General features: G+C 70.0%; 24 protein-coding genes and 2 pseudogenes. 8 read left to right on the top strand and 18 right to left on the bottom strand.

The annotated features are described in order from the left end of the window. Positions 1–621 precede the first annotated feature (621 nt). The 6 genes and pseudogenes from ACIBI5_RS21605 to ngcE form a co-directional block, all read right to left on the bottom strand. Positions 622–1,038, bottom strand: a pseudogene (locus tag ACIBI5_RS21605) (histidine kinase); the annotation flags it as partial. Between the two features lie 204 nt (positions 1,039–1,242). Continuing rightward, positions 1,243–2,007: a PIG-L deacetylase family protein gene (locus ACIBI5_RS21600; protein ID WP_397249340.1), complete on the bottom strand. Its 765-nt coding sequence runs from the start codon at positions 2,005–2,007 to the stop codon at positions 1,243–1,245. A gap of 13 nt (positions 2,008–2,020) precedes the next feature. Continuing rightward, positions 2,021–3,211 carry an ROK family protein gene (locus ACIBI5_RS21595; protein ID WP_397249338.1) on the bottom strand — a complete coding sequence of 397 codons (1,191 nt, stop codon included), beginning with the start codon at positions 3,209–3,211 and terminating at the stop codon, positions 2,021–2,023. Positions 3,212–3,213: 2 nt separating this feature from the next. After that, on the bottom strand, positions 3,214–4,044 hold the full coding sequence (locus ACIBI5_RS21590) for a carbohydrate ABC transporter permease (protein WP_397249336.1): 831 nt from the start codon (positions 4,042–4,044) through the stop codon (positions 3,214–3,216). After that, positions 4,044–4,925: a carbohydrate ABC transporter permease gene (locus ACIBI5_RS21585; RefSeq protein WP_397249334.1), complete on the bottom strand. Its 882-nt coding sequence runs from the start codon at positions 4,923–4,925 to the stop codon at positions 4,044–4,046. Before ACIBI5_RS21585 ends, ACIBI5_RS21590 begins: the two co-directional genes overlap by 1 nt. Positions 4,926–4,928: 3 nt before the next feature. Next, the gene (gene ngcE, locus ACIBI5_RS21580) at positions 4,929–6,338 is read right to left on the bottom strand and encodes an N-acetylglucosamine/diacetylchitobiose ABC transporter substrate-binding protein (RefSeq protein WP_397249332.1); all 1,410 of its coding nucleotides are present in this window, start codon (positions 6,336–6,338) and stop codon (positions 4,929–4,931) included. A 201-nt stretch (positions 6,339–6,539) separates the two neighbouring features. Between ngcE and ACIBI5_RS21575 the strand changes: the two genes are divergently transcribed. Beyond that, the gene (locus ACIBI5_RS21575) at positions 6,540–7,670 is read left to right on the top strand and encodes a DUF817 domain-containing protein (protein ID WP_397249330.1); all 1,131 of its coding nucleotides are present in this window, start codon (positions 6,540–6,542) and stop codon (positions 7,668–7,670) included. A gap of 146 nt (positions 7,671–7,816) precedes the next feature. Here ACIBI5_RS21575 and ACIBI5_RS21570 read toward each other — a convergent pair whose 3' ends face one another. After that, positions 7,817–9,271 carry an MFS transporter gene (locus ACIBI5_RS21570; protein ID WP_397249328.1) on the bottom strand — a complete coding sequence of 485 codons (1,455 nt, stop codon included), beginning with the start codon at positions 9,269–9,271 and terminating at the stop codon, positions 7,817–7,819. A gap of 111 nt (positions 9,272–9,382) precedes the next feature. On the opposite strand from ACIBI5_RS21570, the gene ACIBI5_RS21565 reads away from it, so the two are divergent. After that, on the top strand, positions 9,383–9,949 hold the full coding sequence (locus ACIBI5_RS21565; RefSeq protein ID WP_397249326.1) for a TetR/AcrR family transcriptional regulator: 567 nt from the start codon (positions 9,383–9,385) through the stop codon (positions 9,947–9,949). A 114-nt stretch (positions 9,950–10,063) separates the two neighbouring features. On the opposite strand, the gene ACIBI5_RS21560 is transcribed toward ACIBI5_RS21565, so the two are convergent. Beyond that, positions 10,064–10,945, bottom strand: coding sequence for a phosphotransferase (locus ACIBI5_RS21560; protein ID WP_397250310.1), 882 nt, complete (start codon positions 10,943–10,945; stop codon positions 10,064–10,066). 81 nt (positions 10,946–11,026) lie between these two features. Here ACIBI5_RS21560 and ACIBI5_RS21555 point away from each other — a divergent pair, with 81 nt between their 5' ends. After that, on the top strand, positions 11,027–11,539 hold the full coding sequence (locus ACIBI5_RS21555; protein ID WP_397249324.1) for a carboxymuconolactone decarboxylase family protein: 513 nt from the start codon (positions 11,027–11,029) through the stop codon (positions 11,537–11,539). Between the two features lie 15 nt (positions 11,540–11,554). Here ACIBI5_RS21555 and ACIBI5_RS21550 read toward each other — a convergent pair whose 3' ends face one another. Then, a complete protein-coding gene (locus tag ACIBI5_RS21550; RefSeq protein WP_397249322.1) occupies positions 11,555–12,376 on the bottom strand; it encodes an MBL fold metallo-hydrolase in 822 nt (273 codons plus the stop codon). Positions 12,377–12,386: 10 nt separating this feature from the next. Between ACIBI5_RS21550 and ACIBI5_RS21545 the strand changes: the two genes are divergently transcribed. Both ACIBI5_RS21545 and ACIBI5_RS21540 read left to right on the top strand, forming a co-directional pair. Continuing rightward, positions 12,387–13,046: a helix-turn-helix domain-containing protein gene (locus tag ACIBI5_RS21545; RefSeq protein ID WP_397249320.1), complete on the top strand. Its 660-nt coding sequence runs from the start codon at positions 12,387–12,389 to the stop codon at positions 13,044–13,046. A 90-nt stretch (positions 13,047–13,136) separates the two neighbouring features. Next, a complete protein-coding gene (locus tag ACIBI5_RS21540) occupies positions 13,137–13,634 on the top strand; it encodes an SRPBCC family protein (RefSeq protein ID WP_397249318.1) in 498 nt (165 codons plus the stop codon). Positions 13,635–13,820: 186 nt separating this feature from the next. Here the strand turns inward: ACIBI5_RS21540 and ACIBI5_RS21535 are convergent, their stop codons facing one another. Further along, positions 13,821–14,477 (bottom strand): tetratricopeptide repeat protein, encoded by a 657-nt coding sequence (locus ACIBI5_RS21535; protein WP_397249316.1) that lies wholly within the window; start codon positions 14,475–14,477, stop codon positions 13,821–13,823. A gap of 91 nt (positions 14,478–14,568) precedes the next feature. Between ACIBI5_RS21535 and ACIBI5_RS21530 the strand changes: the two genes are divergently transcribed. Continuing rightward, on the top strand, positions 14,569–15,708 hold the full coding sequence (locus tag ACIBI5_RS21530) for a hypothetical protein (protein WP_397249314.1): 1,140 nt from the start codon (positions 14,569–14,571) through the stop codon (positions 15,706–15,708). Positions 15,709–15,902: 194 nt separating this feature from the next. Here the strand turns inward: ACIBI5_RS21530 and ACIBI5_RS21525 are convergent, their stop codons facing one another. Both ACIBI5_RS21525 and ACIBI5_RS21520 read right to left on the bottom strand, forming a co-directional pair. Continuing rightward, on the bottom strand, positions 15,903–16,766 hold the full coding sequence (locus ACIBI5_RS21525; RefSeq protein WP_397249312.1) for an alpha/beta fold hydrolase: 864 nt from the start codon (positions 16,764–16,766) through the stop codon (positions 15,903–15,905). 107 nt (positions 16,767–16,873) lie between these two features. Further along, on the bottom strand, positions 16,874–17,287 hold the full coding sequence (locus ACIBI5_RS21520; protein ID WP_397249310.1) for a hypothetical protein: 414 nt from the start codon (positions 17,285–17,287) through the stop codon (positions 16,874–16,876). A 123-nt stretch (positions 17,288–17,410) separates the two neighbouring features. Between ACIBI5_RS21520 and ACIBI5_RS21515 the strand changes: the two genes are divergently transcribed. After that, complete coding sequence (locus ACIBI5_RS21515; RefSeq protein ID WP_397249308.1) at positions 17,411–18,190, top strand: hypothetical protein; 780 nt, start codon at positions 17,411–17,413, stop codon at positions 18,188–18,190. 17 nt (positions 18,191–18,207) lie between these two features. On the opposite strand, the gene ACIBI5_RS21510 is transcribed toward ACIBI5_RS21515, so the two are convergent. Further along, positions 18,208–18,798, bottom strand: coding sequence for an HAD family hydrolase (locus ACIBI5_RS21510; RefSeq protein WP_397249306.1), 591 nt, complete (start codon positions 18,796–18,798; stop codon positions 18,208–18,210). A gap of 202 nt (positions 18,799–19,000) precedes the next feature. Continuing rightward, on the bottom strand, positions 19,001–19,981 hold the full coding sequence (locus ACIBI5_RS21505; RefSeq protein ID WP_397249304.1) for a DUF5937 family protein: 981 nt from the start codon (positions 19,979–19,981) through the stop codon (positions 19,001–19,003). A 74-nt stretch (positions 19,982–20,055) separates the two neighbouring features. On the opposite strand from ACIBI5_RS21505, the gene ACIBI5_RS21500 reads away from it, so the two are divergent. Continuing rightward, complete coding sequence (locus tag ACIBI5_RS21500) at positions 20,056–21,261, top strand: MFS transporter (protein WP_397249302.1); 1,206 nt, start codon at positions 20,056–20,058, stop codon at positions 21,259–21,261. A 77-nt stretch (positions 21,262–21,338) separates the two neighbouring features. Here the strand turns inward: ACIBI5_RS21500 and ACIBI5_RS21495 are convergent, their stop codons facing one another. The 4 genes and pseudogenes from ACIBI5_RS21495 to ACIBI5_RS21480 all read right to left on the bottom strand — a co-directional run bounded on the left by ACIBI5_RS21495 (position 21,339) and on the right by ACIBI5_RS21480 (position 24,302). Next, complete coding sequence (locus tag ACIBI5_RS21495) at positions 21,339–21,641, bottom strand: hypothetical protein (RefSeq protein ID WP_397249300.1); 303 nt, start codon at positions 21,639–21,641, stop codon at positions 21,339–21,341. 160 nt (positions 21,642–21,801) lie between these two features. Then, positions 21,802–22,401 (bottom strand): annotated as a pseudogene (locus tag ACIBI5_RS21490) (efflux RND transporter permease subunit); the annotation flags it as partial. Between the two features lie 339 nt (positions 22,402–22,740). Beyond that, entirely contained in the window at positions 22,741–23,343 is a 603-nt protein-coding gene (locus tag ACIBI5_RS21485) for a DJ-1/PfpI family protein (RefSeq protein WP_397249298.1), read from the bottom strand. After that, positions 23,340–24,302: a GlxA family transcriptional regulator gene (locus ACIBI5_RS21480; RefSeq protein ID WP_397249296.1), complete on the bottom strand. Its 963-nt coding sequence runs from the start codon at positions 24,300–24,302 to the stop codon at positions 23,340–23,342. The genes ACIBI5_RS21485 and ACIBI5_RS21480 overlap by 4 nt, the downstream gene beginning before the upstream one ends. Position 24,303: the final 1 nt, after the last annotated feature.

The following is a 24,303-nucleotide window of genomic DNA, read 5'->3' as shown; positions in this document are numbered from 1 at the left end:
ATATATCTCTCGGAATAGAATAGATATACTTCCGGAGAAAATTGCCGCGAGCCTCTCGGTGAGGGATCCTCAGAGTATCCCAGCCGCCCTGTCATGACGAGATGTTCAGGGGTATCGCAACGTGAAATCCGGGCATAGCCACGAATCGGTCAAAAAGTACATGTTTCATAAAACCGGATGTCGAATGCAAAGCTCGTCGAAACCTGGCCGAGTCGCGCGCCTGCACCGAGATCTGCGCGTTTGAGACCTGCCCCTTCTCGGTCAGGACGGTGATCACCCCCGCATTCCGCCCACCCCTCACCAATGGAGTGCAGATGCCCAATCCAACGTCGCCCAGCGACGGCCGGGACCAGGCCCGTGCCGTGCGGCAACGGGATCCGGCCACCACTCCTGTCGAACGCCACAAGCGAGCCTGGCTCTGGCGCCGGGACCACGAGGGCGAGCACAGCCAGCGTCCGCCGAGCGGGGCCGCAACGGGCAAGGCGGATACGCACCAAACCGAGCAACTGTAGGGGCAGCTACGGATGGACCCCATCGGTCGCCGGACATGCGGAGTCCGCCGCAGCCTCGGCCGGGCGGGTGCGGCTTCCGGCGGTTCTCAGTGATCGTTTGATGCGGCGGTCAGGAGGACGGCATAACGTCGTGGTAGAGCGTACTTCGATCAGCCTGGTTGAGGCCGGGTCCGGGCGTGGACGGGCGGGCAGTCGTGACGGTGGAGGGGCTTGGGCTGGCTCGTCGACGGATCTGGTCCGTCTTCACGTCAAGTCCCGCCGCCCGTACCGAGTCCACGAGCTGCCGCAGCTCGGCGATTCCCAGCCCGGCCCCGTGCACCTGGTCCGGTCCCTCATCGGCATCACGAAGAACGTCGATGACGCCGCGCACCTCGCCGAGAGCCGACCGGGCGGCCCGCCCGATCGCGGCGAGGACCTTCCCCGCGTCCCCGCGATCCCAGGGCCGCGCGTGCTCGGCGGCGTACGCGGCGCCGTCGGCCTGCACGATCACGACGGTGAGCGAATGAGCGACGATGTCGTGAATCTCCCGGGCCGCGACGAACCGCTCGCGCTGCGCGACGAACCGCTCGCGCTGCGCGACGAACCGCTCGCGCTGCTACCGGCCCTCCTCGAGCCGGGCATCCGCCTCACGCAATGCGCTCATGTTGGCTTGGCGGCCGTGGGCGAGATTGCCGATGACCCCGACGTCTCAAGGTCCCCCGATCCTCCGTGGCACCCGGCCGACGCTCCGTCAGCGGGTTCGTACCGTGGCGAAAGGCAGCAGGTCGAGCAGCTCACCGTCTGCGGGTCGCCGGCCGTAGGGGGCGAGCTGGAAGGTCTCCGGCCCGACGTGCTCGGCCCAGTGCTCGCTCACGAAGGTACGGCAGGCCGCCACGTCAGCGGGGTCGGGCACCTTGGCCAGCAGCCCGCGCTGGAAGGGCGAGTACTCCAGGAACTGGGAGGCGTGCGCCAGGCAGGCGTCGAGCTTGGCCTCCTGCACCGGGGTGACGTCCACGACGACGTCGTCCCGGTGGACGGGACGGGAGACGTAGTCGGTCATGAGCAGGCAGACCGGCTGCCGGTCCAGGGCGGGCTTGCCGCATTCGACGTTGCGGGTGGTGGAGAACTCCACCGCCTGCCCGGCGAGCACGCCCGCGGCGCGGTTGTCGGGGTGGCCGCCGCCGTCGGCGTGCAGGGCGATCACCAGGTCGGGACGCCAGCCGCGGATCTCGCGCAGGACGCGCACGCGCAGCTCCACGGTGGGTTCGAGGAAACCGTCGTGCACGTCGTCGAAGATCTCGTACGTGGTCACGCCGAGCGCGTCGGCCGCGCGCCAGGCCTCCTCGGCGCGGCGGCGGGCCAGGGGGGCGCGTTCCATCTCGTGGTGGCCGGCGTCACCGTTGGTGAGCGTCAGGAACTTCACCGCGTGCCCGGCCCCGGCCAGCAGGGCGGCGGTGCCGCCGGCGTAGATCTCGGGTTCGTCGGGATGGGCGGCGATGACCAGCGTGCGCAACATGTCTCAGCTTTCTTCAGGGGATTTGCTCGCCGGTACGGCCTGCCGTACCGGCATGGAAGACCCGCTCGCGGGCCAGATCGAGGGCATAGCGGACGGCACCTTCGAGCACGCTGCCACCGCCGGCGCGGCCGGCGGTCACGGTGACCGGGGCCAGTCCGGTGGGGGCGAGCAGCGCGGCGACGCGGGAGCGCAGCGGCTCGGCGCCGGCTGCGCAGAGGGGACCGGAGAGGATGACGCAGCCGGGATCGAGCACGCCGACGGCGGCCGTGACGGCGATCGCGACGCGGGCGGCGACGTCGTCGAGGAAGGCCCGGGAGGTGCCGGCGCTCAGGAGGGCTGACACCTCGGCCAGCCCGCCGCCGGCGGAAACGGGCAGGTCGTGGGCGGCGGCGAGGGCGGCGAGGGGAGCGGCGCCGAGCAGGGCGCCGAGGGGACCGCCCTCCGGGCCGTAGAGGCGGCCGCGGCGGGCCGGGTCGGGCACGGTCACGGAGCCGACCTCGCCGCCGCGCCCGGTGACGCCGCGCCAGAGCGCGCCGTCGAGCACGGCCCCGGCGCCGACGCCGCCGCCGACCCACAGCAGGACGAAGCTCTGTCCCTCGCGGTCGGCCAGCTCGCGGATGGCGACCAGGTTGACGTCGTTCTCCAGCCGGAACCGGTCGGCCCCGAGGGCGTCGCACAGGTCGGCGAGGTCGTCGAGGTGGGACCAGCCGGACAACTGGACCGCCTGGCGCAGCCGCTGCCCGCCGGCCTCGACGATGCCGGGCACGCCGAGCACGATCTGGTCGAGGTCGCCGAGCCCGAGCCCGGCCTCGGCGGCGGCCGCGGCGACCGCGGCGGTCAGGAACTCCACGGCGTCGGCCCCGGGGCCGGGCGCCTCGGCGCGGTGGCGGCCCAGGGTCGTTCCGGTCAGGTCGGCGACGGAGACCTCCACGGAGCTCGCGGTCAGGTCGGCCCCGGCGACGAGCGCGGCGCCGCCCTCCAGCTCCCACATCTGCGCGGCCGGCCCGGCGTTGCCCGGCTTGGTGCCGGCCTTGCGTGCCAGGCCGCCGTTCTCCAGACGGCGCAGCACCTCGGCGGCCGACGCCTTGGACAGGCCGGTGTGCAGTTCCAGCTCGGCGCGGGTGAGCCCGCCGTGGCGGAGCAGGAGCTCGAGTGCGGCGCGTTCGTTGAGGGTGCGGAAGACCGTGGGGTTCCCGGTGGACATGCTTACTTCACGGCTCCTGAGGTCAGCCCGGACTGGATGTGTCGCTGGAAGACGATATAGGCGACGACGACCGGCAGGACCGTCATGCTCAGGGCCGCGAACAGAGCGGGCCAGTCGGCCTCGTATCCGGCGATGGTGGAGATGTCGGCGATGCCCTGGGTGATGACCCATTTGCTCTTGTCGCCGGGCAGGAGCACGAGCGGCAGAAGGTACTGGTTCCACTGGCCGAGCACGTTGAAGATGGTCAGGCTGACCAGGCCGGGCTTGGCCATGGGCAGCATGATCTGGAAGAAGGTGCGGGTGTGCGAGGCGCCGTCCATCATCGCCGCCTCCGCGACCGCGTCCGGCAGGCCGCGGAAGAAGGAGGTCAGGAAGAAGACGGTGAACGGCAGCGAGTACGCGATGTAGACCAGCACCAGCCCGACGTGCGAGTTGAGCAGGCCGAGCCCGTCGACCACGAAGAACAGCGGGACGAGGGCCAGGAAGACCGGGAACGCCATCCCGGAGACGAACAGGAAGTAGATCGCCCGGTTCCCGGGGAAGCGGTAGCGGGCCAGCACGTACGCGGCCATCGAGCTGAGCAGCATGGTGCCGAGCACGCCGAAGAAGACCACGATCACGGTGTTGAGCAGGTACGTGCCGACGTTCGCCTTCTCCCAGGCCCGCAGCCAGTTGTCCCAGCGCAGCTCACCGGGCAGTTGCAGGGCGTCGCCGAAGATCTCGGAGTTGCTCTTGAAGGAGGCGAGCAGCGTCCAGATCAGGGGGCCGATGATGAGCAGCGCCCACACGGCGAGCACGGCCTGGGACAGGCCGCCGAAGAGCCTGCGGCGCATCAGTACACGATCCTCTCTCGCCTGGTGACCCGCATCGTCACCGCGGCGAAGGTGAGGGTGAGGAAGAACAGCGCCACGCCCATCGCCGAGGCGTAGCCGAAGCGCGAGTAGCCGAAGGCGTTCTTGTAGATCTCGGTGGCCAGCACCGTGGTGGCGCCGTCGGGGCCGCCCTGCTCGATGGAGAGCACGTTGACCAGGGCGAACGCATCGAAGGCGGCGATGCCGAGGTAGATCCAGCCGACCTGGACGGTGTCCCAGATCAGCGGCAGCGTGATGCGGAAGAACAGGGTCAGCCGGCCGGCGCCGTCCAGCGAGGCCGCCTCGAAGATGTCTTTGGGGATGGCCGCCATGCCCGCGGAGAAGAGCACCACGTAGAAGCCGACCGCCTGCCAGACCATGACGGCGATGATCGACCAGAGGGCGAGCCGCTGGTCGGTCAGCCAGCCGGCGGGCTCCAGCCCGAACGTCATCAGCGCGCCGTTGAGCACGCCGCTGGCGTCGGGGCGGTAGATGGCCTTGAACAGCACGCCGACCACCGCGACCGCCAGCACCTGAGGAAGGAAGAAGACGACCCGGTAGAAGCCCGAGCCCTTGACTCCGCCCTGCGCGTTGAGCAGGTAGGAGAAGGCCAGGGCCAGGGCGATGGTGGCGAGCGGCATGGCGACGAGCAGGACCACGTGGTTGCGGATCGCCTGCCAGAAGGCGTCGTTGCCGAACAGCCGCCCGAAGTTGTCCAGCCCGACGTAGCTGAGCCCGGCCGACACGCCCCGCCAGTCGGTCAGCGCGATCTGGAACGCCTGCGCGTACGGGCTGATCACGAAGACGAGGTAGAGCGCGACGGGCAGGAGCAGGAACCCCGCGACGAAGCCGTGCCGCCGCATCGGTCAGACGCTCCGGGTCTGCTTGGTGATCGCGGAGTCGTTCTTGAGCTCGTCCGCCTTCTTCTGCATGTTCGCGCAGAACTGCTCGGCGGTGCTGCGCCCGGCCATGACCGAGTTGGTCTGGGTCTGGGCGTAGTCGAACAGCTCCTTGTACCAGGTCTCGAAGCGGGCGTCGGTGATGGTGTTCCGGCCCGCCGCCTCCTGGGCCTTGGCCGCGCTGTTGACCGCCGAGGTGAGCTTGAGACCGTCGACGACGCCGTTGACCACGGTGAGGTTCTTGGTGAGCTCGGTGTATCCGCGCGCGCCTTCCCTGGAGAGCATCAACCGCAGGTACTCCAGGCCGCCCTGGGGGTTCTTGCCCTTGGCGCCGACGAAGAAGGCCTCGGACACCCCGACGAAGATCGCTTCGTACGGCATGGCGTCGGCGGCGCCGATGCTGGGGACGGGGGCGATGGCGTACTCGAAGCTGTCCGGCCTGTCCTTGGCCATCTCGTTCTCCAGCCAGGAGCCGCACGGGTAGAACAGCACCTTGTCCTGCAGGTGTTTGATCTGGGTCTGCGTGTGGTCGAGGCCGAAGTAGGCCTTGTCGCCGAAGTCCTTCTGGATCTGCGCCCAGGCCGCGACGGCCTGCCGTACCGGCTCGGCGGTCCAGGCGCCGTCGGCGAGGTTGTCGATGTCGATGATGACCTTGTTGCCACCGATCTTGGCGGCGCTGTAGACGAGATTCCAGAGCTGGTAGAAGGGGCCGACCTGGCCGGGGTAGGCGAACAGGGCGATGCCCGCCTTCTTGGCCTCCTCGCCGAGGGCGTTGAACTCGGCCCAGGTCTTCGGCACCGTCCAGCCCTTGGCCTCGAAGAGCTTGGCGTTGTACCAGAGGGCGCGGTGGGCGACGGTGTACTGCAGCACCCGGGGCACGCCGTCGATCAGGGAGTTCTCGTAGACGCCGCCGACGAGGGTGTCCTTGACCTTCTTGCCGGGGAAGGCGAGCGAGGGGGCTTCGAACAGCGGAGTGAGGTCGGCCAGGTGGCCTTCCTGAACGAGGGCCTGCAGGTCCAGGGCCTCGGGCCCGGAATTGTTGATCACGTCGGGGACGTCGCCGGCGATGAAGCGCGGGCGCAGCTGCGTACCGACCTTCTGGGTGGCGACGTGCTTGATCTTCGCGTTCGGGTAGGCCTTGCTGTAGGCGGCCTCGTGCAGGTCGACGGCGTACTTGTCACCGTTGCCGCCGCTGAAGATGACCACTTCGAGCGGGCTTGCGGCCTGCACGCCGAGCGGGTTGGCCGCCGACGTCGCGGCGGCGGTGGCGGAGGGGGCAGGAGCGGCGGTACGGCTCGCGGTCGCGCAGGCGGCGAGGGGGGCGGCCAACGCGGCCAGGCCGAGCCCGCGCAGGACGTCGCGGCGGTTGGGGGACATGGCTCCTCCTGAACACAACCGTCTGGATACTTTCCAGACGGTTAGCGGCTGACTATAGGAGCGCACCCTGACCAGGGTCAAGAGGGCGGCCCGGTAGGTTCGAGGATCTGGTGTGAGTCTCCGTGCCGGCTTCCTCGTTTCTGCACAGAACCTCCCCGATGCCCCCAGAACTTCGGCGTCGCGGGGGAGCTCGGACAGGGCATGACGTTCTCTGCCGCCCAGCTGATCCGCTTCGCGTGCGCCGAGGCCAGGTCGTGCCGATTCGCGGTGGCCATGTTCGCGGGCCTGGCCGCTTCTTCGGTGCTGCCGCTGCCGATCCCGCGCTATGACGCACTGCTGGTCTACGCCGTGGCCGTGACGGTGATCTTCCGTGCCCTGCGATGGGAGAGCACCCAGGAGACGGTGGTCATCGCCGGGTTCCATCTGATCGGGCTGGCCTTCGAGCTGATCAAGGTGAGGTTCGGGTCGTGGAGCTATCCCGGGGACGCCTTCACCAAGTTCGGCGGGGTGCCGCTGTACAGCGGATTCCTCTACGCCGCTGTGGGCAGCTACATCTGCGCGGCCTGGCGGATCTTCGCGTTACGCCTGGTGGCCTACAGAACGAGGCCGGTGACACTGGTCGCACTGGCGATCTACGCGAACTTCGTCACCCAGCACTGGTGGATCGACCTGCGCATCCCGCTCGCCCTCGCGCTCGTCCTGGCCACGTGGGGAACGGTGGTGCACTTCACCGTCGGCGAGCATCGCTACCAGATGCCGCTGGCACAGTCGCTCGTCCTCATCGGATTCTTCCTGTGGGTGGCGGAGAACATCGCGACCTACCTGGGCGCCTGGCAGTACCCCCATCAGCGGGGGGCGTGGCAGCTGGTCCATCCGGCCAAGTTCGGAGCCTGGGCGCTGCTGGTCAGCGTCACCTTCGTGATGGTCGCCTGCTGGCAGGGGAGACGGGGACGGCTGCACCTCCGGCCGCCGGGCCGCACCCGGGGCTGGGCACTGCCGCTGCGCCGCCTCGACGGCCAGTTCTCGTTCGATCGGCGCGCGGGTGCCGCGACAGGGGCGTCACCTGCACGCGCTCGCGCGAACGGTCACATGGGCCCCGCTGGGAGCCGCCCTTCCGCTGAAGCACTCGATGCGGCCCCCAGGCCAGGAGATGAAGAGCTCTCTGACCAGGCCCTCCTGTGGCGCTCCGTTGCGGGGCGTGCACCCGGTGGCCACCACCTGCTGCAACGGGTTGGGTTCCGAGCGCACCTCGGCGCAGGTGTAGCCAGGTTGTGCCGCCTGGGCGGGCGACGCGGCGAGCGCCACTCCCGCGAAGGCGGGGACCGCGGCTAACACGACCAGACGGGCCAGACGCTTCATGATCATCCTTTCGCCGGACTCTCCGGGCTCAGTATGTCTGGACGGCGTTGGGGAAACGTTGTGGCTTCGTCGCAGCCGCTCCCATGAGCCAGGTCGGCGGAAATGCGGGGCGCTCGCCGTCAGCGGCTGTTCGAGGTGGTGACCGCATCCGGCTCGGTGGAACGTTGCGGCGCGGCGGAGTCCTCCGCGGGCCTGGACTTCGCCAGCCACAGGCCGGTGAACACGGCGGTGACCAACGTGACGGTGCCGGCGGTAAGGAAGGCGCTGTTGAGGCCGGTCTCGAAGGAAGCGCCGCCGGACTGCTGGGCGCGGACGACGGCTCCGAGTACCGCCACGCCGAGCACCGCGCCGATCTGCCGGGTGGTGCTGCTGATGCCCGACGCGAGGCCGCCCTCCTGCGGGCTGACTGCTTGGATGGCGGCTCCCGTCAGCGGGGACATGGTCAGGGCGAAGCCGATGCCGACGACTCCCAGCCGCCACCACACGTTCCCGTAACCGGTGTCGGCGTGCACCATGCCGAGCGCCAGCAGCCCCAGGCCGGCCAGGCCCAGGCCGGTGGTCACCACGACGCGGAAGCCGTAACGGGCGGCGAGCCGGCCCGCGTACGGGCTGACGATCACCATGGCGAGGGAGAGCGGCAGGGTCTGCAGGCCGGCGCGCAGGATCGAGCTCCCCTGGACGTACACGAAGAACTGGGAGAAGAAGAACGACGAACCCATGAGCGCGAACCCCACCACGACCATGGCGGTGTTGGACACGGTGAACAGCCGCTCCCGGAACAGCCGCAGCGGCAGCATCGGAGCGGAACGAAGCGCTTGGACGGTGACGAAGGCGGCGAGGAGGATCACCGCGGCGGCGAAGCTGCCCAGAATCACCGGCGACGTCCAGCCGCGAGCGCCACCCTCGATCAGCCCGTAGGTCAGCGCCCCCACTCCCAGAACGGACAGCACCGTCCCCGCGACATCGATCGCGGGGGCGTCCGGATTGCGGGTCTCGTCAAGGCCGCGCAGGCCGACCAGGAGAAGGACCACGCCGATGGGCAGATTGACCAGGAAGATGGCGGGCCAGCCGAAGGCCTCGGTCAGCATGCCGCCGGCCACGGGGCCCGCGGCCAGGCCGATCCCGCTGAATCCGGCCCACAGCCCGATCGCCTTGACGCGTTCTCGCGGCACGGGGTAGGCGGCGACGAGCAGGGCCAGCGAGGCAGGGCTCAGCGCCGCGGCCCCGATGCCCTGCAGTACCCGGCCGGCGACCAGCCAGCCGACCGAGGGCGCGAGGCTGCACAGCACCGACGCGATGGTGAACACCGCCACGCCGGTCAGGTACACGCGCTTGCGGCCGAACCGGTCGGCGAAGACACCGCCGGACAGCAGCAGCATGGCGACCAGCAGGACGTACGCGTCGACGATCCATTGCAGACCGGTCAGCTGAGTGTGCAGCCGGTGCTGCATGTCGGGCAGCGCTGCTCCGACGATCGTGTTGTCGAGCAGGACCATGAACTGGCCCAGGCAGGTCACCGTGAGCAGTACGGCCCGGTTCGGTCGACTGCCTGCGGCTGCGGGCGACGCGGCCACGGGGATTCCTCTCCATCGTTGGTTGCTCTAAAAGCAGCTAGTGGCTGCGTTAGGCGAGTGTAGGAAGGGTTGTCTCGTAAACGCAAGTCGGAACTGCGTTAAGGTGAGGGCATGAACGAGCGACAGCGAGCCCGGCGGCCCGCCGGGCGCAGCGCCCGCGTCGGCGCGGAGGTGCACCAGGCCGTCACCGACCTGATCGGCGAGCGTGGCTACGGCGGCTTCACCGTCGGCGATGTCGCGGCCCGCGCGGGCGTGGCCGACAGCAGCATCTACCGCCGGTGGGGCAGCCTGGAAACCCTGCTCACCGACGTGGCGCTCACCCGCCTCAACGCGCAGTCGCCGATGCCCGACACCGGGAGCCTGGCCGGCGACCTGCGCACCTACGCGGCCAACGTGGCCCGCGAGATCACCGGACCCGACGGCCTGGCGGTGGTACGCCTGGCCGTCGCCCTGTCCAGCAAAGGCCACCAGGGCGCACAGGCGCGCGACGACCTCTTCGCCGAACGCACCCGGCAACTGCAGTCCATGCTCGATCGCGCCCGCGAACGTGGCGAGCACGCACCCGACGCGTTCGGCGTGCTGGACCACATCCTGGCCCCGATGTACATCCGCGTCCTGTTCGGCATGGGCCCGCTCGCCCCGGACTACGTCGACGGGCTGGTCGACCGACTGCTGTGACCTCAAGCCGGTGGGTCGCGGTGCGCCTCTTGCCGGTCAGAGGAGGCCGGCCTGGTGGGCGAGGAGGGCCGCGGTTGTGCCCAGCCGGCCAAAGGCTGACAGCAGGGCAGCCCGTCAGGAGAACCCTTCGGTTCGCGCGATTCCATCCAGTCGCCCGGTGATCGTGTCGAGTGTCGGCCAAGGGGGACCTTCACGCAGCGAGCGCAGGAGTTCCTCTCCGAATCGCCTCCCGTTCGGAAGCTGGTCGCCACGTTCCCAGCGCCAGGCCGCGACCATCGCGAGAACGAGCTGCCGGCACTCGTCCAGCAGCCCGTGGTCAACGTTCGGATAGTGCTCGCAGACCGCCTCGGTGACATGGGCGAGATCGAACTCGACGGGTCCACGGCAGCACGTCTCAAGGTCGATGAACAAGGGGCCGTTCATCGTGGCGAGCACATTGCCTGGATGCGGCTCGCCGTGGAGCAGTTGCTCCACGGCGCCGCGGTCCTCGATCGTCCGCCGCAGGCTTCCCAGCCTGCCGCTGAGGAACGCGCGGTCCGCGTCGGCGAGCTCTGGCGAGCGATGCGGGTTGCCGACCACGTCTTCCGCCTCCTCGACGCGATCCGTGAACCGCGGGCCCGGCACGTCGACCTCGCGCATGCCGGCGTGCAACCGCTCCAGCGCCTTGGCGTAGTCGGCTGGTGAGGTGCGAGGTGTCACGGGTTCGTAGTAGGTCCACAGCGTCACGGTGAAGCCATCGCGCGTGTACACACGTGGGTCCACCCGAGGGTCCAGGAGCCCCGTCGGGCACCCGGCCCGGGCGAGCCGTTGAGCGAGGTCGACCTCGAACCGCGCGGCCTCATGCCCCGCAGGGGCGACCCGGGCAAGGACGTCGCACGGCGTCAGCCGCAGCGCCAGCCTGTTCGAGTTGTGGAGAACGATGGCGTCGCCGGCTGGCAGGTCGAGCGATGCGGCGACCGAAGTCGCAGCCGCGATCGCGCGCGTGATGTCGGTCATGTCCACCCTCGAATCTTGGCATCGGCCATCCCATCCGAAAGCCCTCGCCCCGGTAGGCACCCGTTGTCCTAGGCTCTGGGCATGGCCCGGATCCCGTACGCGGACATGTCCGCCTTACCCGACGATCTGCGGGAGTGGCACGCGAGGTTGCCGCCGAACTCCCATCTGTTCATGATGCTCGCCCATTCCGAGGCGAGCGCGGCGACGCTCATGCAGGTGGGTCTGCAGCAGATCAGAGAGCTGGAGCTGCCGGCGCGGCTGCGCGAACTCGCGGCGAACGCCACCGCCCGCGTGCTCGGCGCGGACTATCTGCGCGTCCGCCACAACCCGCCCGGTGCGCCGATCACGCCGGACGAGCGCGAGGCGGTCTACCGCGGCGACCACTCCGGATTCAGCGGTCTCGATCTGGCCGTGCTCGCCTTCGCGACGGCGGTGGCGCGCGGGCTGCCGGTGGACGACGCGGTGTTCGCACCGGTCCGGGCCGAACTGAGCGACCGCCAGATCGTCGAGCTGATTCAAGTCATCGGCTACTACTGGATGTTCGGGCAGTTCGCGAACGTGCTGCGGATCGAGTCCGAGCCGTACGAGAAATGAGGAGTGGCGCGCGAACTATCCCTTCGTGTCGATGCCGAGGTATTCCAGCGCATATCCGTCGCCGGAGGGGGTTACGCGGGCGATGCCGGGTGAGTCGAGGTGGGCGCCGGCCACGAAGTGGTGTGGCTGGGTCAGTCGTTCGAGGAGGGCCGCTCGCGCGGCGCGGGCCTGGGACTGGTCGCCGTCGAGCTCCCAGGACACGTTCGGCTGCTCGAACTGGAGCGTGGGAACGTGCACGGTGTCGCCCCAGGCGAGAAGGTGACCGGTGCCGCTCCTGACGTCGTAGACGGTGTGACCGGGGGTGTGGCCAGGTGTCGGGATCGCGGTGATCCAGTCGTTGATCGCGGCCTTCTCCGACACGGGGACGACCCGGTCGCGGACCGGCTCGAGCCGCCCCGTGAACACCGAGGTGTCGCCCGCGCCGATCCACACGCGCTCGAGTTTGGCGAACGCCTCTGAGCCGTCCGGCGCGATCAGGCCGCTCACGTGGTCTTCGTGCTTGTGGGTGATGGCCACATCGGTGATCTGCGCGCGGTCGACTCCCGCTTCGTCGAGCGCGTCGTAGATCAATCCCATGGTGGGGTCGTGCCAGGCGTTGGACGCGCCGGTGTCGATGAGCACCGATCGCGTGCCGTCGGTGACGAAGAAGGCGTTGACCGACAGCCGCAGGTTGTCGCCGGTCAGCGGGACGGCGGCCGGCAGCTCATCGAGCGTGCGCCCGTCCTCGTCGCGGAGCCGTGTCGGCGGCATGTCGATGTACCCGTCCCGCAACGAGACCACCTGCAGATCGCCGAATTCGAACGTGGTGTGGAGCCGGCCACGAGAGATCAAACGCATGGTATCTCCAATGGAAGATGAGATCTACTTTAGGAGAAACCATACACTGTCGCAGCGAGGTACCCATCAATCGAGGAGCACGGTGGCCGAACCACAACACGGTGACGACCTGGCCGGCGCGTTCGGCGGCAACGTACGGCGACGCCGCGAGGAGGCGGGCCTGACGCTGGAGCAGCTGTCCACGCGGTCGTCGGTCAGCCGGGCGATGTTGTCCAAGGTCGAACGCGGCGAGAAGAGCCCGACGATCGGCGTCGCGTCCAGGATCGCCCACGCGCTCGACGCGTCGCTTTCGGACCTGGTCGGTGCGCCGGCCGCTGCCGCGTCCGGTGTGGCCATCGTCATGCGCAAGAACGATCGCCCCGTTTTCCGTGACCCGGAAACCGGCTTCGAGCGGCACATCGTGTCAGCGGCCCCGGGCGCGGGAGGATCCGAGATGGTCGTCCACCACCTCCCCGCGCAGGTCTCCACCGGGCTGCTGCCCGCGTATCCGCTGGGTACGGAGAAACAGCTCGTGGTGCTCGAAGGCACCCTCACCGTCGCGATCGGCGGGATCAGCGAGACCCTGAACGCAGGCGACTCCCTGTTCTTCCAGGCCGATGCGGACCACGGCTTCGCCAACCGGACGAACGCTCCCTGCGAGTACATCATGGTCATCTCGCGGAGAACCTGATCCACGCCCTACCTTGACAGGCCAAGGTAGGTGTCTCTAGCGTACCTTGATAGCTCAAGGTAAGGGGCGATCTGAGGAGAGGAGCACGACATGGCGGACGAGCTGGCTTTCGTGTACGTCACCTTCATCCAGGCCACGCCGGAGCGAGTCTGGCACGCGCTGACCGACGCCGACGTGACCGCCGAATACTGGGCAGGGCACCGCAACGTCTCCGACTGGCAGGTCGGTTCGGCCTGGGAGCACCCGCGCACCGATGGTTCCGGGATCGTCGACCTCGTGGGCACGGTGCTGGAGACCGCACCGCCCAAGCGGCTGGTGATCACCCGGCGCGGCCCGAACGAGGAGCGCCCCGGCGGCCCCGGCCGGGTCACCTTCGACATCGAGCCGCACGGCGACATCGTCCGGCTCACCGTCACTCACGAGAACCTGGCCGACCACGACGAACACGTCTCGGTCTCCGCCGGGTGGCCGTCCGTGCTGGCCAACCTCAAGACCTTCCTGGAGACGGGGCACGTCCTCCCGCAAGGACCATGGGAGATGTACGCGGAGATGCGCGCCGCCCGCATGGCGCTCAACGATCCCACGTGACCAACGCGCCAAGGTGCGACGCGCGGCTCAGGGGCGGCGGTAGCACAGGGCGACGGCGCCCGTCGCGGGGATGGTGGTGGCGTGGGTGGCCCGCCCGATCTCAGCGCCAACGCACCCGCTGACCGGACAACCGCTCGTCCGCGCAGCTCGGCGGGGTAGGCAGACTCGCTTCGACCCTCTCGGAAATCAGGTCTCCGGGGTCTGAAGCTGTGCTCGTGCCTCGTCGATCTGGCGCATGATGCGCGCGGCGCCGCAGGACTCCGCGGTCGCGTACGCTTCCTCCGCCAGCGCCAGCGCGTCGTCCCGGCGGCCCTGTGCCGCGGCGAGGTAGATCAGGCCGACCTGGTCGGCCGCGACTCCCGCCCAATGCTCGATGTCCCGGCGCAGCCGTACCGACTCCTCCAGCTTCTCCCGGGCGGCGTCCAACCGGCCCGCGAAATGATCGGCGATGCCCAGGTGGCGAAGCACCTCGGATTGAATCCCCGGATCGCCGGCTTGCAGCGCCAACTCGCGAGACTGTTCGAACAGGGGGATCGCGGCATCGGCATCGCCCCGGATGACCTGGTGGACGCACCCCACCCAGAACAGCGCCTCGGCTTCTCCGGCCACATCACCGAGCCTCCGGTAGAGGTGCGCCGCACGCTCCATCAAGGCAAGCTCCTGGGGATCCTCGCGACGTTCCTCCAGAAACCGCGCATGCAGGATCCGGCCCCGAGCCAGCGCGAGATCGGCCTCGACCTTGTCCAGCCCCCGCTCCGCCTCGGGCAGCACGCCGAGGTCACCGGCGAAGACAGCCCGCTCATAGGCCAGCCTGGCCTGCTCGATCCGGCCCTCTGCGTGCATCCGCGCTCCTTCGTCCCATCCCTTGGTGACAGCTCCGGCAGCCGTGCGCGGGAAGACGTCGCTGGTCGGCTTTCCGGCTAGTTTGTGCTCTGTGATCACCTTACGGCGGCTCGGTGCGGCGGTCGCCGGCCTCGCGCTGGCGGCCTGCACCGCTCAACCCCCTCAGCCGGTACGGTCCCCGGCATCCTCGGCCACCGAGGTCCCCGTCTCGCTCCACCCGTGGGCCAAGGCCGGGTTTCCCAAGGTCGAAGCCAGAGGTGAGGTGAGCGCGATGAGCGTCACCGGCCCCCGGGAGGCCTGGGCGGGCGGCTACCAGGACGCGGCCGACGACCAGCCCGGCGACGCCCTGCTCATGCGCTGGGACGGCAGGGCGTGGACCAAGATCGCTGTGCCGCGGGACGACTTCATCTCCGTCGACGCCCTCGACGGCGACGGCGACGGCGGCGTGTGGATCGCGAACGGCGGCACGCTCGCTCGATGGAACGCCGGTGAGTGGCATACCTACGAGCCGTTCGGCGTCGCCCGCGGGCACTACATCAGCGGTCTCGCCGCCGGGGACGGGCGGGTGGTCATGGTGGGCAAGGCTCCCCAGGGCCGCTTGATCCTGGAGTGGGACGGCACGAAATTCACGCTCGACCAGGGGACCAGCGGCGTGCTCAACGCGGTGAGCCTGGAGCGGGGGCAGATCTGGGCGGTGGGCGCGGAGCCGTACGGGAGCGAAAAGTGCGGGAACGTCACCCCGCTGATCATGGGACAGAGCCCGCAGGACCGGAGAGACGGACAGGGCGTGCGCGCCCTGCGGATCCCGCGGGTGCCCGGCGGGGCACTGCACGACGTGTGGCAGGCGGCACCGGACGACGTCTGGGCGGTGGGCGAGGTGAGCGGGGGCGAGGAGTGCGACACCACGCCCGCCCCGGCCTCGCGCCCGGCCGAGCCGCTGGTCATGCACTATGACGGCGCGGCCTGGAAGCGGGTGGAACTGCCCGGCTGGGATCTGAGGCTGTTCAGCGTCACGGTCACCGCGGACGGCCACGTGTGGGCCGGCGGCGGCCAGGTGACGCTGGCGCACTACGACGGACGCCGATGGGCGCGCGAACGCCCTCTCTCCGGGGGGCGCGAGGACGTGGTGCGGGTACGCGCGATGTCCGGCGGGCCGGGATTGTGGGCGTTCGGTGCTCTGGAGGCGCCGACGCTCCGTGGATCGCCGTTCCTGCTGCGCCGGGAAGAATGAGCGGCCGATCGGCGGCCGGGCCGTTCAGGGACTGTCGGCCGCGATCGCGGTGCGGGCGGGCTATGGGCTCGTACACCGCCGCCTTTCCCGCTCGGGCGTGGCGGGCGGCCGCGGTGCCGACCTCTTCTCCTATGCCTGGATCTTCCTGATGGACGCATTGCCGGCCGCCATGCTGCTGGTGGCGGTCATGGTCTTCACGTCCCCCAGACCGAAGGTTGCTCCTGGGTGAGGAAATCGGCGATCGGCTCGCTCTGGCCAAAGATGGCGTGACCGGTCTCGGGGAGCAGCGTCACGGTCGCGTGCGGGACGCACTCACGGATGCGCCGCGCGCTCTGATGGGAGTCGAACATGGCGTCCTGGCCGCCGACGATGGCCAGGACGGGCATGGTGAGGCCGCGCAACGCGTCGTCGGGGAACACCGGGAGCCTCTCCCTGCGCGGGTTGAAGTGGGTGAACGTCAGGACGACGGCGTCGAGCGCCCGCCGGTCCTTCTCCGCGTCCAGTCCTGCGACGGCCATGGCCGACGCGCGGAGGCCGCCGCGCCGGAAGGGCCGGGCCAGGAGGGCCTTGAAGATCCAGCCGACCTTCTGGCGTCCCACACCACCGGGGCACATCAGGGCCAGGCGGGTCACGCGTCCCGGACGACGGATCGCGTAGTCCAGGGCCGTCCAGCCGCCGAGGGACGTGCCGGCGAACGCGGCGCTGGTGACGTGGAGCCCGTCCAGCACGTCATCCAGCCAGAGGGCCACGGCGTCGGAGTCCAGGGCGGGACGCGAGGGCGCGCTCAGGCCCGGCTCGCCGACGAGGTCGACCGCGTACGTGCGAAAGTGCCGCGACCAGGTGGCGATATCCGCTCGCCACATCGACGTGTTCGCGCCCGAGCCGTGCAGCAGCACCAGGGGCGGCGCGTCCTGCGGGCCGGAGGCGAGGACGAAGGTCTCGCCCTCGCGAGTCGGTACCCGTCTGTGCTCGGCGGGAACCGGCCAGGTGTCCAGGACCTGCCGGTAGTGGTCGAGAAGTTCGAGCTCGCCCTCTGGGGACTTGTAGATCATGGTCATGGGAACCACCTCCTTGGCGACAGTGAAGGCCTTGTCACTGTGTCAAGGTCAAGTGGGGCATTCGCCCAACCTCGTTGAGCGAATGCCCAGCATCTACCCGTGGGCCTCTAGCAGGGGCGCCACCACGTCCCGTAGGCAGTGGACGGCGCACTCGCGCTCACGGCCTGGAAGCGGATGAAGACGCGGTAGGAGGTGCCGCAGGCCAGCCCCAGCATCCTGGAGTAGGCCCTGGGGGCGTACCTCTGCCAGCCGTTGCCGCTTTCCGTACCGGCGCCACCGGAGGTGCTGCGGAGGAGCTGGCAGGCGCGGATGATCATCGACTCCGGCAGGTTGGTGATGGCGCACATGGCGCGGGCCTGGGCGGCGTTCCCGAAGATCGTGAGGTTGATCTTGTAGCCGCCGGCGTAGGAATAGACGTCTCGGTGCAGGACGCTGTCGGCGGACGCCACCGCCGGTGTGAGGGCCAGGGTGGCCGCGATGATGGAGAGGGCGCCCAGCAGTGTCCGGACTCGGCCTGACATCCGTCATCTCCTTTGGTCGGGAGTTTGGGGGACAGTGCTAGCTCGCCATAGCCGATTGCTCTTGTCATCGCTTCTGGGCTGCGCATCAATAGCAACAACAACCGCAACAACCCGGAGCGGGCCATGTCGCGAGGTGGACGCAAGGATCAGCCGATCGACCGCGAGACGGGTCCCGTCGCGGAGTTCGTCGACGATCTGCGCCGGCTGCGAGGCGAGATGTCGTTGCAGGAGGTCGGGCAGCGGATGCGCTACCACTCCAGCACCATCTCCCGGCGGCTGAATCCGGCGGAGCTGCCGCCGCTGGACTTCGTCCGTTCGTATGTCGAGGCCTGCGGCGGGGACCTGGAGGTCTGGGAGGCCCGGTGGCGCGCAATCGCCGGGGAGCGGGGATCATCCCTGGATCTTCCAGGTGAACCTGCCGGCGAGCCGCCGCGGAGCGGGTCCTGGCGGCTCCCGCTGACCGCCGCGCTCGCCGTCGTGATCGTCGCCGGGGGCGCCGGATACCTCTGGCTCTCCGGCCGGGAACCGGGTCCCGCGAACGCGGCTCCCGCCTCGGCCTCTCCGCCGGTGTCCCCGGCCAGCGGCTTCCCCTGGAAGGTCACCAACATGTACAAGCAGGTGACCTCGCGCGAGTGGACTCAGCACACGGAGGGCGATCTCGAGATCTGGGCGAACTTCTCCTGCCCCAACGGGATGATCGAGTACTGGATCGCCTTACGCCCGGGTGGCGCGTCCGCCCGGTTCGGGTGCGGCTCCTGGCAGATGCACACCTGGACCGGCCTGCGTCCGGGCCGCTACAACTTCGAGCTCTGGAAGGACAACGACGGCCGCGCCGTCTCCGGGATCGGCGTCGTCCGCTCCACCTCCTCCATCGTGCAGCACCCGAAGCCGTCCCCGGCCTGAGCAGGGGGTCCACCGGGTCAGCGTCGCCCTGGCGGTGGAACGCGAACCCAGGCCATGCCGGCCGCCTGAGCCGCTTGGATCCCGTTGTCGGCGTCCTCGAAGACCAGGCAGCGCCTCGGGTCGACGCCCAACCGCCGGGCCGCCATCAGAAACGGGTCCGGGGCGGGTTTGGCCCGCGGATAATCACCGGCGCAGACCATCACCTCGAACCTGCCGAGCAACCCCAGGGCGGTCAGCGTCGCCGTCACCGACGCACGGTCGCTACCAGACACCACAGCGAACGGGATGCGGCCGAACGCGGCTTCGATGTGCTCCAGCACACCGGGCACCGCAGTCAACCGGGGCAGCATCTCCTGGCAGAGTTCCTCACCGCGGCGGGCGACGGCCTGCACCGGCATGGCCAGCCCCTGGCTCGAATTAAGGTCGGTGATGATGTCGGCCACCGTCCGACCGGCCCACGCGTAGAACAGTTCCTCGGAAAGCTCGCATCCCCACTCGCCCAACGCCCGTCGCCAGGCGAGAAAACGCAGCGGCATGGAATCGGCGATGGTCCCGTCGCAGTCGAAGAGATAGGCGCCGAACTCACCCGGGGGAAGCTCCAGGATCACCCGGACACTCTATGGCCGAGGTCGGCGATGACACGTGTCGGGGTGGCCGCCGTGAGAAATGCTGGCTTTCGCGGGTGTGATGAAACTCGGGGCGAGGTCTCCCGGGCCTGACTTCGCCGTGGTCGTCCGGCGGTCCGCCGTCTCCGGTCGCGTGTACGGCATGGCGGCCGCGGCCGGGGTCTCCGGGCGGGGCGGGCCGGGTTCATCGCCGATCTTGGCCGCGAGTTCCTCGTCTGACCAGTGCCTCACCCAGCGGCGTCCGCTCGTACAGCACCTGGAGGCTGTCGCGGCGTGAGTCGAGCAGTCCGGCCTCGCGCAGCACGGACAGGTGCGCCGAGACCGTCGAGGGCGCCAGCCCGTGCCGGTGCGCCAGCCCGGTCGTCGAGGCGGGCTCGTCGAGCCCGGAGAGGATCGCCGCCCGGTTCGCGCCGAGCAGCCCCGCCAGCTCCCGCCGCGCCGCCATCGGCTCCCACAGCCCGGCCATGCCGCGCGCCGGGTAGATCAGCGCGGGCTGCCACGGCGGCGCGAAGCCGCTCACCACGTCCGGCCAGACGAACACGCTCGGCATCAGCAGCACGCCCCGCCCGCGCAGGTCGCGGTCGGGGCCGCGGGAGTCGCGCAGCGTCAGCGAGCCTTCCGACCAGCGCACCGAGGTGTGCAGGTCGGCCAGCGCGCGCTCCAGGCCGCCCTCGGCGAGTTTGCGTGAACGGTAGGCGATGTCGGCCTCGAGCAGCGCCGACAGCCGCGGCCAGTCCGGGGCGACCAGCTCCGTCCACACCCGTTCGGTCAGGTCGGCGAGCCGCCGTACCGCCCACTCGGGGTCGTCCAGCATCCTGCGGGCCCGCGACGAGCGCGCCCTGCCGCCGAGGGAGCGGACCATCTCCTCGCGGGCGAGCACCGGATCGGTGGCCCGCAGCCGCGCCAGTTCCTGCTCGAACGAGGTGTCCGGGGTGGCCGGCGGCGGGCCGAGGAAGTCGGGGATGTAGCCGCCGTCCGGCATGAACAGCCACAGATCCGACAGGTCCAGCCCTTCCGTCGCGGCCCGCATCCGCCGCAGCCACGGCTGGTGGTAGCCGTGGCGGCTGCCGCGCCGCAGCATCCGTACCGCCTCGTGCGTCTCGCACAGCGGCGAGATCGCGAACCGGCAGCGCAGCAGGTCGTCGGCGCCGAACTCCAGCCGCACGGTCCCCCCTTCAGGTGATTCGCCTGTGCACGAAAGAGTAGAAGACGGTCCGGGCCCGCTCGCAGCCTGTCGGGATGGGATATCGAGCCGTCTTCGCCGTCCGCGAGTTCCGCGCCGTCTTCGCCGCGCACGCGCTGTCGACGCTCGGCGTCGTCGTCGCCGAGATCGCGCTGTCGGTCCTGGTCTACGGGATCACCGGGTCGCCGCTGCTCAGCGCGCTCACCTTCGCGCTCGGGCTGCTCCCGTACGCGCTCGGCGGCACGTTGCTCTCCTCCGTCGCCGACCGTTTCCCCGCCCGGCGGGTGCTGGTCGTCTGCGACCTGATCTGCGCGGCCTGCGCGCTGGGGATGGCGGCGCCCGGGATGCCGGTCGTGGCGCTGCTGGCGCTGCGCGTGGTTACCGCCGCCGTGGCACCCGTCTTCCAGGGGACCAGGGCGGCGACGCTGGGCGACATCCTGGGCGACGGCGAACTGTTCGTGCTCGGGCGCTCCGTCATCCGGATCGTCGGGCAGAGCGGGCAGCTCGTGGGGTTCGGGGTGGGCGGGCTGCTGCTGGGGCTCGCGTCGGCGCGAGCCGTACTCGTGGTGACGGTCGTGACCTTTCTCGGCTCCGCGCTGCTGCTGCGTCTCGGCACGCTCGCCCGCCCGGCCAGGCCGGGCTCGGGCGGGACGCTGCTGCGCTCCTCGCTGTCGGGGCTGCGGCTGCTGTTCGCCGACCGGCGCATCCGGGCGCTGCTGCTGCTGGCCTGGGTGCCGCCGATGTTCGTCGTCGTCTCCGAGGCCCTCATGATCCCGTACGGCGAAGGCCTGGCGCCCGGTTGGCTCGGGCTGCTGATGTGCGGGATGCCGATCGGGGCGATCCTGAGCCAGAGCCTGGCGGGGTCGCTGCTCGGGCCGCGTGGCCGGGCCCGGCTGACGTTGCCCGTGGCGTTGTTCTCCTCGGTGCCCGCGCTGGGATACGTGTTCGAGCCGGGGCCGGGGTGGGCGCTGCTGCTGCAGGTCATGACCGGGTTCGGGATCGCGTACACGCTCGGGCTCGACCAGTGGTTCGTGGCGGCCGTGCCGGAGGAACTGCGGGGCAGGGCGATGACGGTCATGACGGCCGGGCTGATGACGGCCCAGGGGCTCGGCATGGCGCTGGCCGGGCTGGCGGCCGAGTTCTTCCCCGTCCACCAGGTCATCTACGGGGGAGGGATGCTGGGGCTGGTGTGCGTCCTCGCGGTGCTGGGCCTCGTCAGACGATCCGAAGGCAGAACGCTCTCCCCTCGCCCAGCACGGTGAAGGAGGGCCGCCGGCGGTCTTGTCCGAGAGTGCGGGGCACTCCGAGCGCATGGATGTCGTGGTCGACGCGCTCGGGATCACGCGGTGGCAGCGCGGGCGGGTCTGCTCGCGGCGCTGCGGATCAGCAGGATGCTCAGCACCACCAGCCACAAGATGATCAGCACTCCAGAGAGCATGGTCACGATCATGACGGTGGTCTCGGCCTCCCGCGTGAAGCGGCGCAGAGCGGCCGGTTGCCCGGCGAAGGAGGTGCGCAGCACTTTGACCGCCGCCTTGCCTCCGGCGGAGTCCTCCGCGAGATACACCGACCCCTGTCCGCCCCGGCCCAGAACCTCGCTCAGCCGGAAGCCGTCGATCTGCCGTGGATCTGAGGGAGTCAAAGGCTGCCCGACCAACGACCACGATGGATCAAGTCTCCCCCCGGGTATGCGAGGTGCGGTCCCCTGGGTGGGGAAGCAGGGGTGAGTACGGACCGGCGCGGGTGGAAGAGTGCCGGGCATCTCCTGGTCCGCGCGGAGCAGGAGATGCCCGGTCCGGGTCTCAGGCGGCGACCCGGTCTCGCCTGCGCTTGGCGAAGCGCAGGTAGAGCGACGGGGTGACGAAGAGGTTGAGCAGGGTGGAGGTGAACAGTCCGCCCAGCACGACGACGGCCAGCGGGTGTTCGATCTCGTGCCCGGGGATGTCACCCATGATGACGAGCGGCAGCACCGCCAGCCCGGCGGCGAGCGCGGTCATGAGAATCGGCGACAGCCGCTCGCGCGCGCCCCGCAGCACGAGGGCGACCCCGAAGGGTTCGTGCTCCTGCTCTTCCAGGTGCTGGAAGTGGTTGATCATGAGGATGCCGTTGCGGGCGGCGATGCCCATGACGGTGAAGAACCCGACCAGCGCGCCCAGCGAGACGATGCCGTCCCCGAGGTAGGCGGCCAGGACACCGCCGACCAGGGCCACGGGCAGGGTGGCCAGGCTGAGGACGGCCAGCCGCCAGCTACGGAAGGACAGGTTGAGCAGGATCAGCACGACGACGAGCGCGAGGACGGCGTATCCGAACAGGCGTTGCTGGGCGGCCTGCCGCTCGGCGTACTCGCCCAGCACCTCGGCGTGGAAGCCCAGCGGCATCGCGACCTCGGCCAGCGCCGCTTCGACGTCGCGGGCGAGCGCCGAGAATCGGTCGCATGGGTCAGAAGATGAGCCCGTACTCGATGGCCGTCGCGGCCGAAGCGGCGGCTGCCGTCGAGGCGACGATGACCAGCCCGGCGAGCATGACGGCAAACCTGATGACGGTACGCATGTGAAGCCCCTCCGTCGGTCCGATGTGTCCTTCCATACTTCGCCGACGGAGGCTGGATGGATGACGTGTCGCCGCGCGTCATCCCGCTGCGGCGTGGCGCGGGAGATCCGCGTCTGTATCCGGGAGTGCGGGACAGCGGCTGCGGGCAACGTGATCACGCCGCCGTCACGTCGATTCCGGCGTCGACCTTCTCAGGCGGTGGGCTCGTCGGCGAGGTAGGGCGGCGCGGGCTCGTACTGGATGTAGCGGCGGACCGCACGCGCGTGGTCGCGGCCGTGCAGGCGGCCGATCAGCCACAGCGCCATGTCGATTCCGGCCGAGACGCCCTGGCTGGTGACGAGGTTGCCGTCGACGACATATCGCGCGTCACGCACGACGGTGATCTCTCCACGGGCCTGGAGCGTGTCCTCGAACGCGTGATGGGTGGCGACACGGCGGTTGCGTGCCGGTCCTGCCTCGTGCAGGAGCAGCGCGCCGGTGCAGACGCCGGTCACCCAGGCCGCCTCGGCGGAGACCTTGGTGATCCAGCCGGTCACCGCCGGATTGCCCACCTCCCGGCGGGTGCCCATGCCGCCGGGCACCAGCAGGACATCCAGCGGCGGGTGGTCGTCCAGCGTGTGATCGGGGAGCACGCGCATGCCCTTGGCACAACGAACCGGGCCTTCCCGCTCGGCGATCAGCACGGCGGTGTCACCCTGGTCGCGGAGCATGGCCGAAGCGGTGAACACCTCCCAGGGCCCGGCGAAGTCCAGCTCCTCCGCACCCTCGAAGATCAGCAACCCGTAGCTCGTCATGCGTACTCCTTCGCGGATCGGAATCGGTCCCGGTATTCGGATGGCGCAACTCCACGATGGCGGTGGAACGTACGGCGCAGCGACTCCGCCGTGCCGAAACCGTTTCGCCGGGCGACCACCTCGACCGGTTCGTCACCCTCGACCAGGGCCCGGCCCGCCGCCTCGACCCGTACCCGCTCCACGTACGTCGCGGGCGGCACGCCGAGTTCGGCGCTGAAGCGCCGCTGCAGGTGACGCGGGCTCAGCCCGGCACGGGCGGCCAGCTCCCGCAGGCCGTGCCGGGCGCCCGGATCGGCGTGAATCGCCTCCACCACCACACGGATCCGGTCGCTGGCGGGCTGCGTGGACCACAACGGCACGCTGAACTGCGACTGGCTGCCAGGACGGCGCAGGAACAGCACCATCTCGCGGGCCACGTCGTGGGCGACGCGCCGTCCGAGATCGTCCTCGACCAGCGCGAGCGCGAGGTCCATCCCCGCGCTCACCCCCGCTGAGGTCCACACGCGACCGTCCCGGATGAAGATCGGATCGCAGTCCACGATCACTTCGGGATGCTCCCGGACAAGCTGATCTTCTCTGCGCCAGTGCGTGGTGACCCGGCGGCCCTCCAGCAGGCCGGCCGCGGCGAGCAGGAACACGCCGCTGCAGACAGAGGCCACACGCCGCGCGGACGTCCCGGCGGCGGCGATCCACCGGGTCAGAGCGCTGTCGTGCCGTGCCCTGTCCACGCCGTTGCCGCCGACGACGATCAGCGTGTCGACGCCGTATGGGTCGAGGTCGCCGACACCGTGCCCCGCCTGGACGCACAGGCCGCCGGCGGAGCGCACAGGCCCGGATTCGGCGGCCACGATCTGGCACAGGTACTCACCCGGATAGCTGAACACCTCGTACGGGCCGGCCAGGTCCAGCGGCTGGAAGCCCTCGAAGATGACGAAGGCGACACGTGGTCGTGGAGTCACC

The organism is Nonomuraea sp. NPDC050540 (genome assembly GCF_044457485.1).
GTDB lineage: Bacteria > Actinomycetota > Actinomycetes > Streptosporangiales > Streptosporangiaceae > Nonomuraea.
The sequence above is the reverse complement of the archived record's forward strand: the minus strand, read 5'-3'. Positions and strand labels throughout refer to the sequence as shown.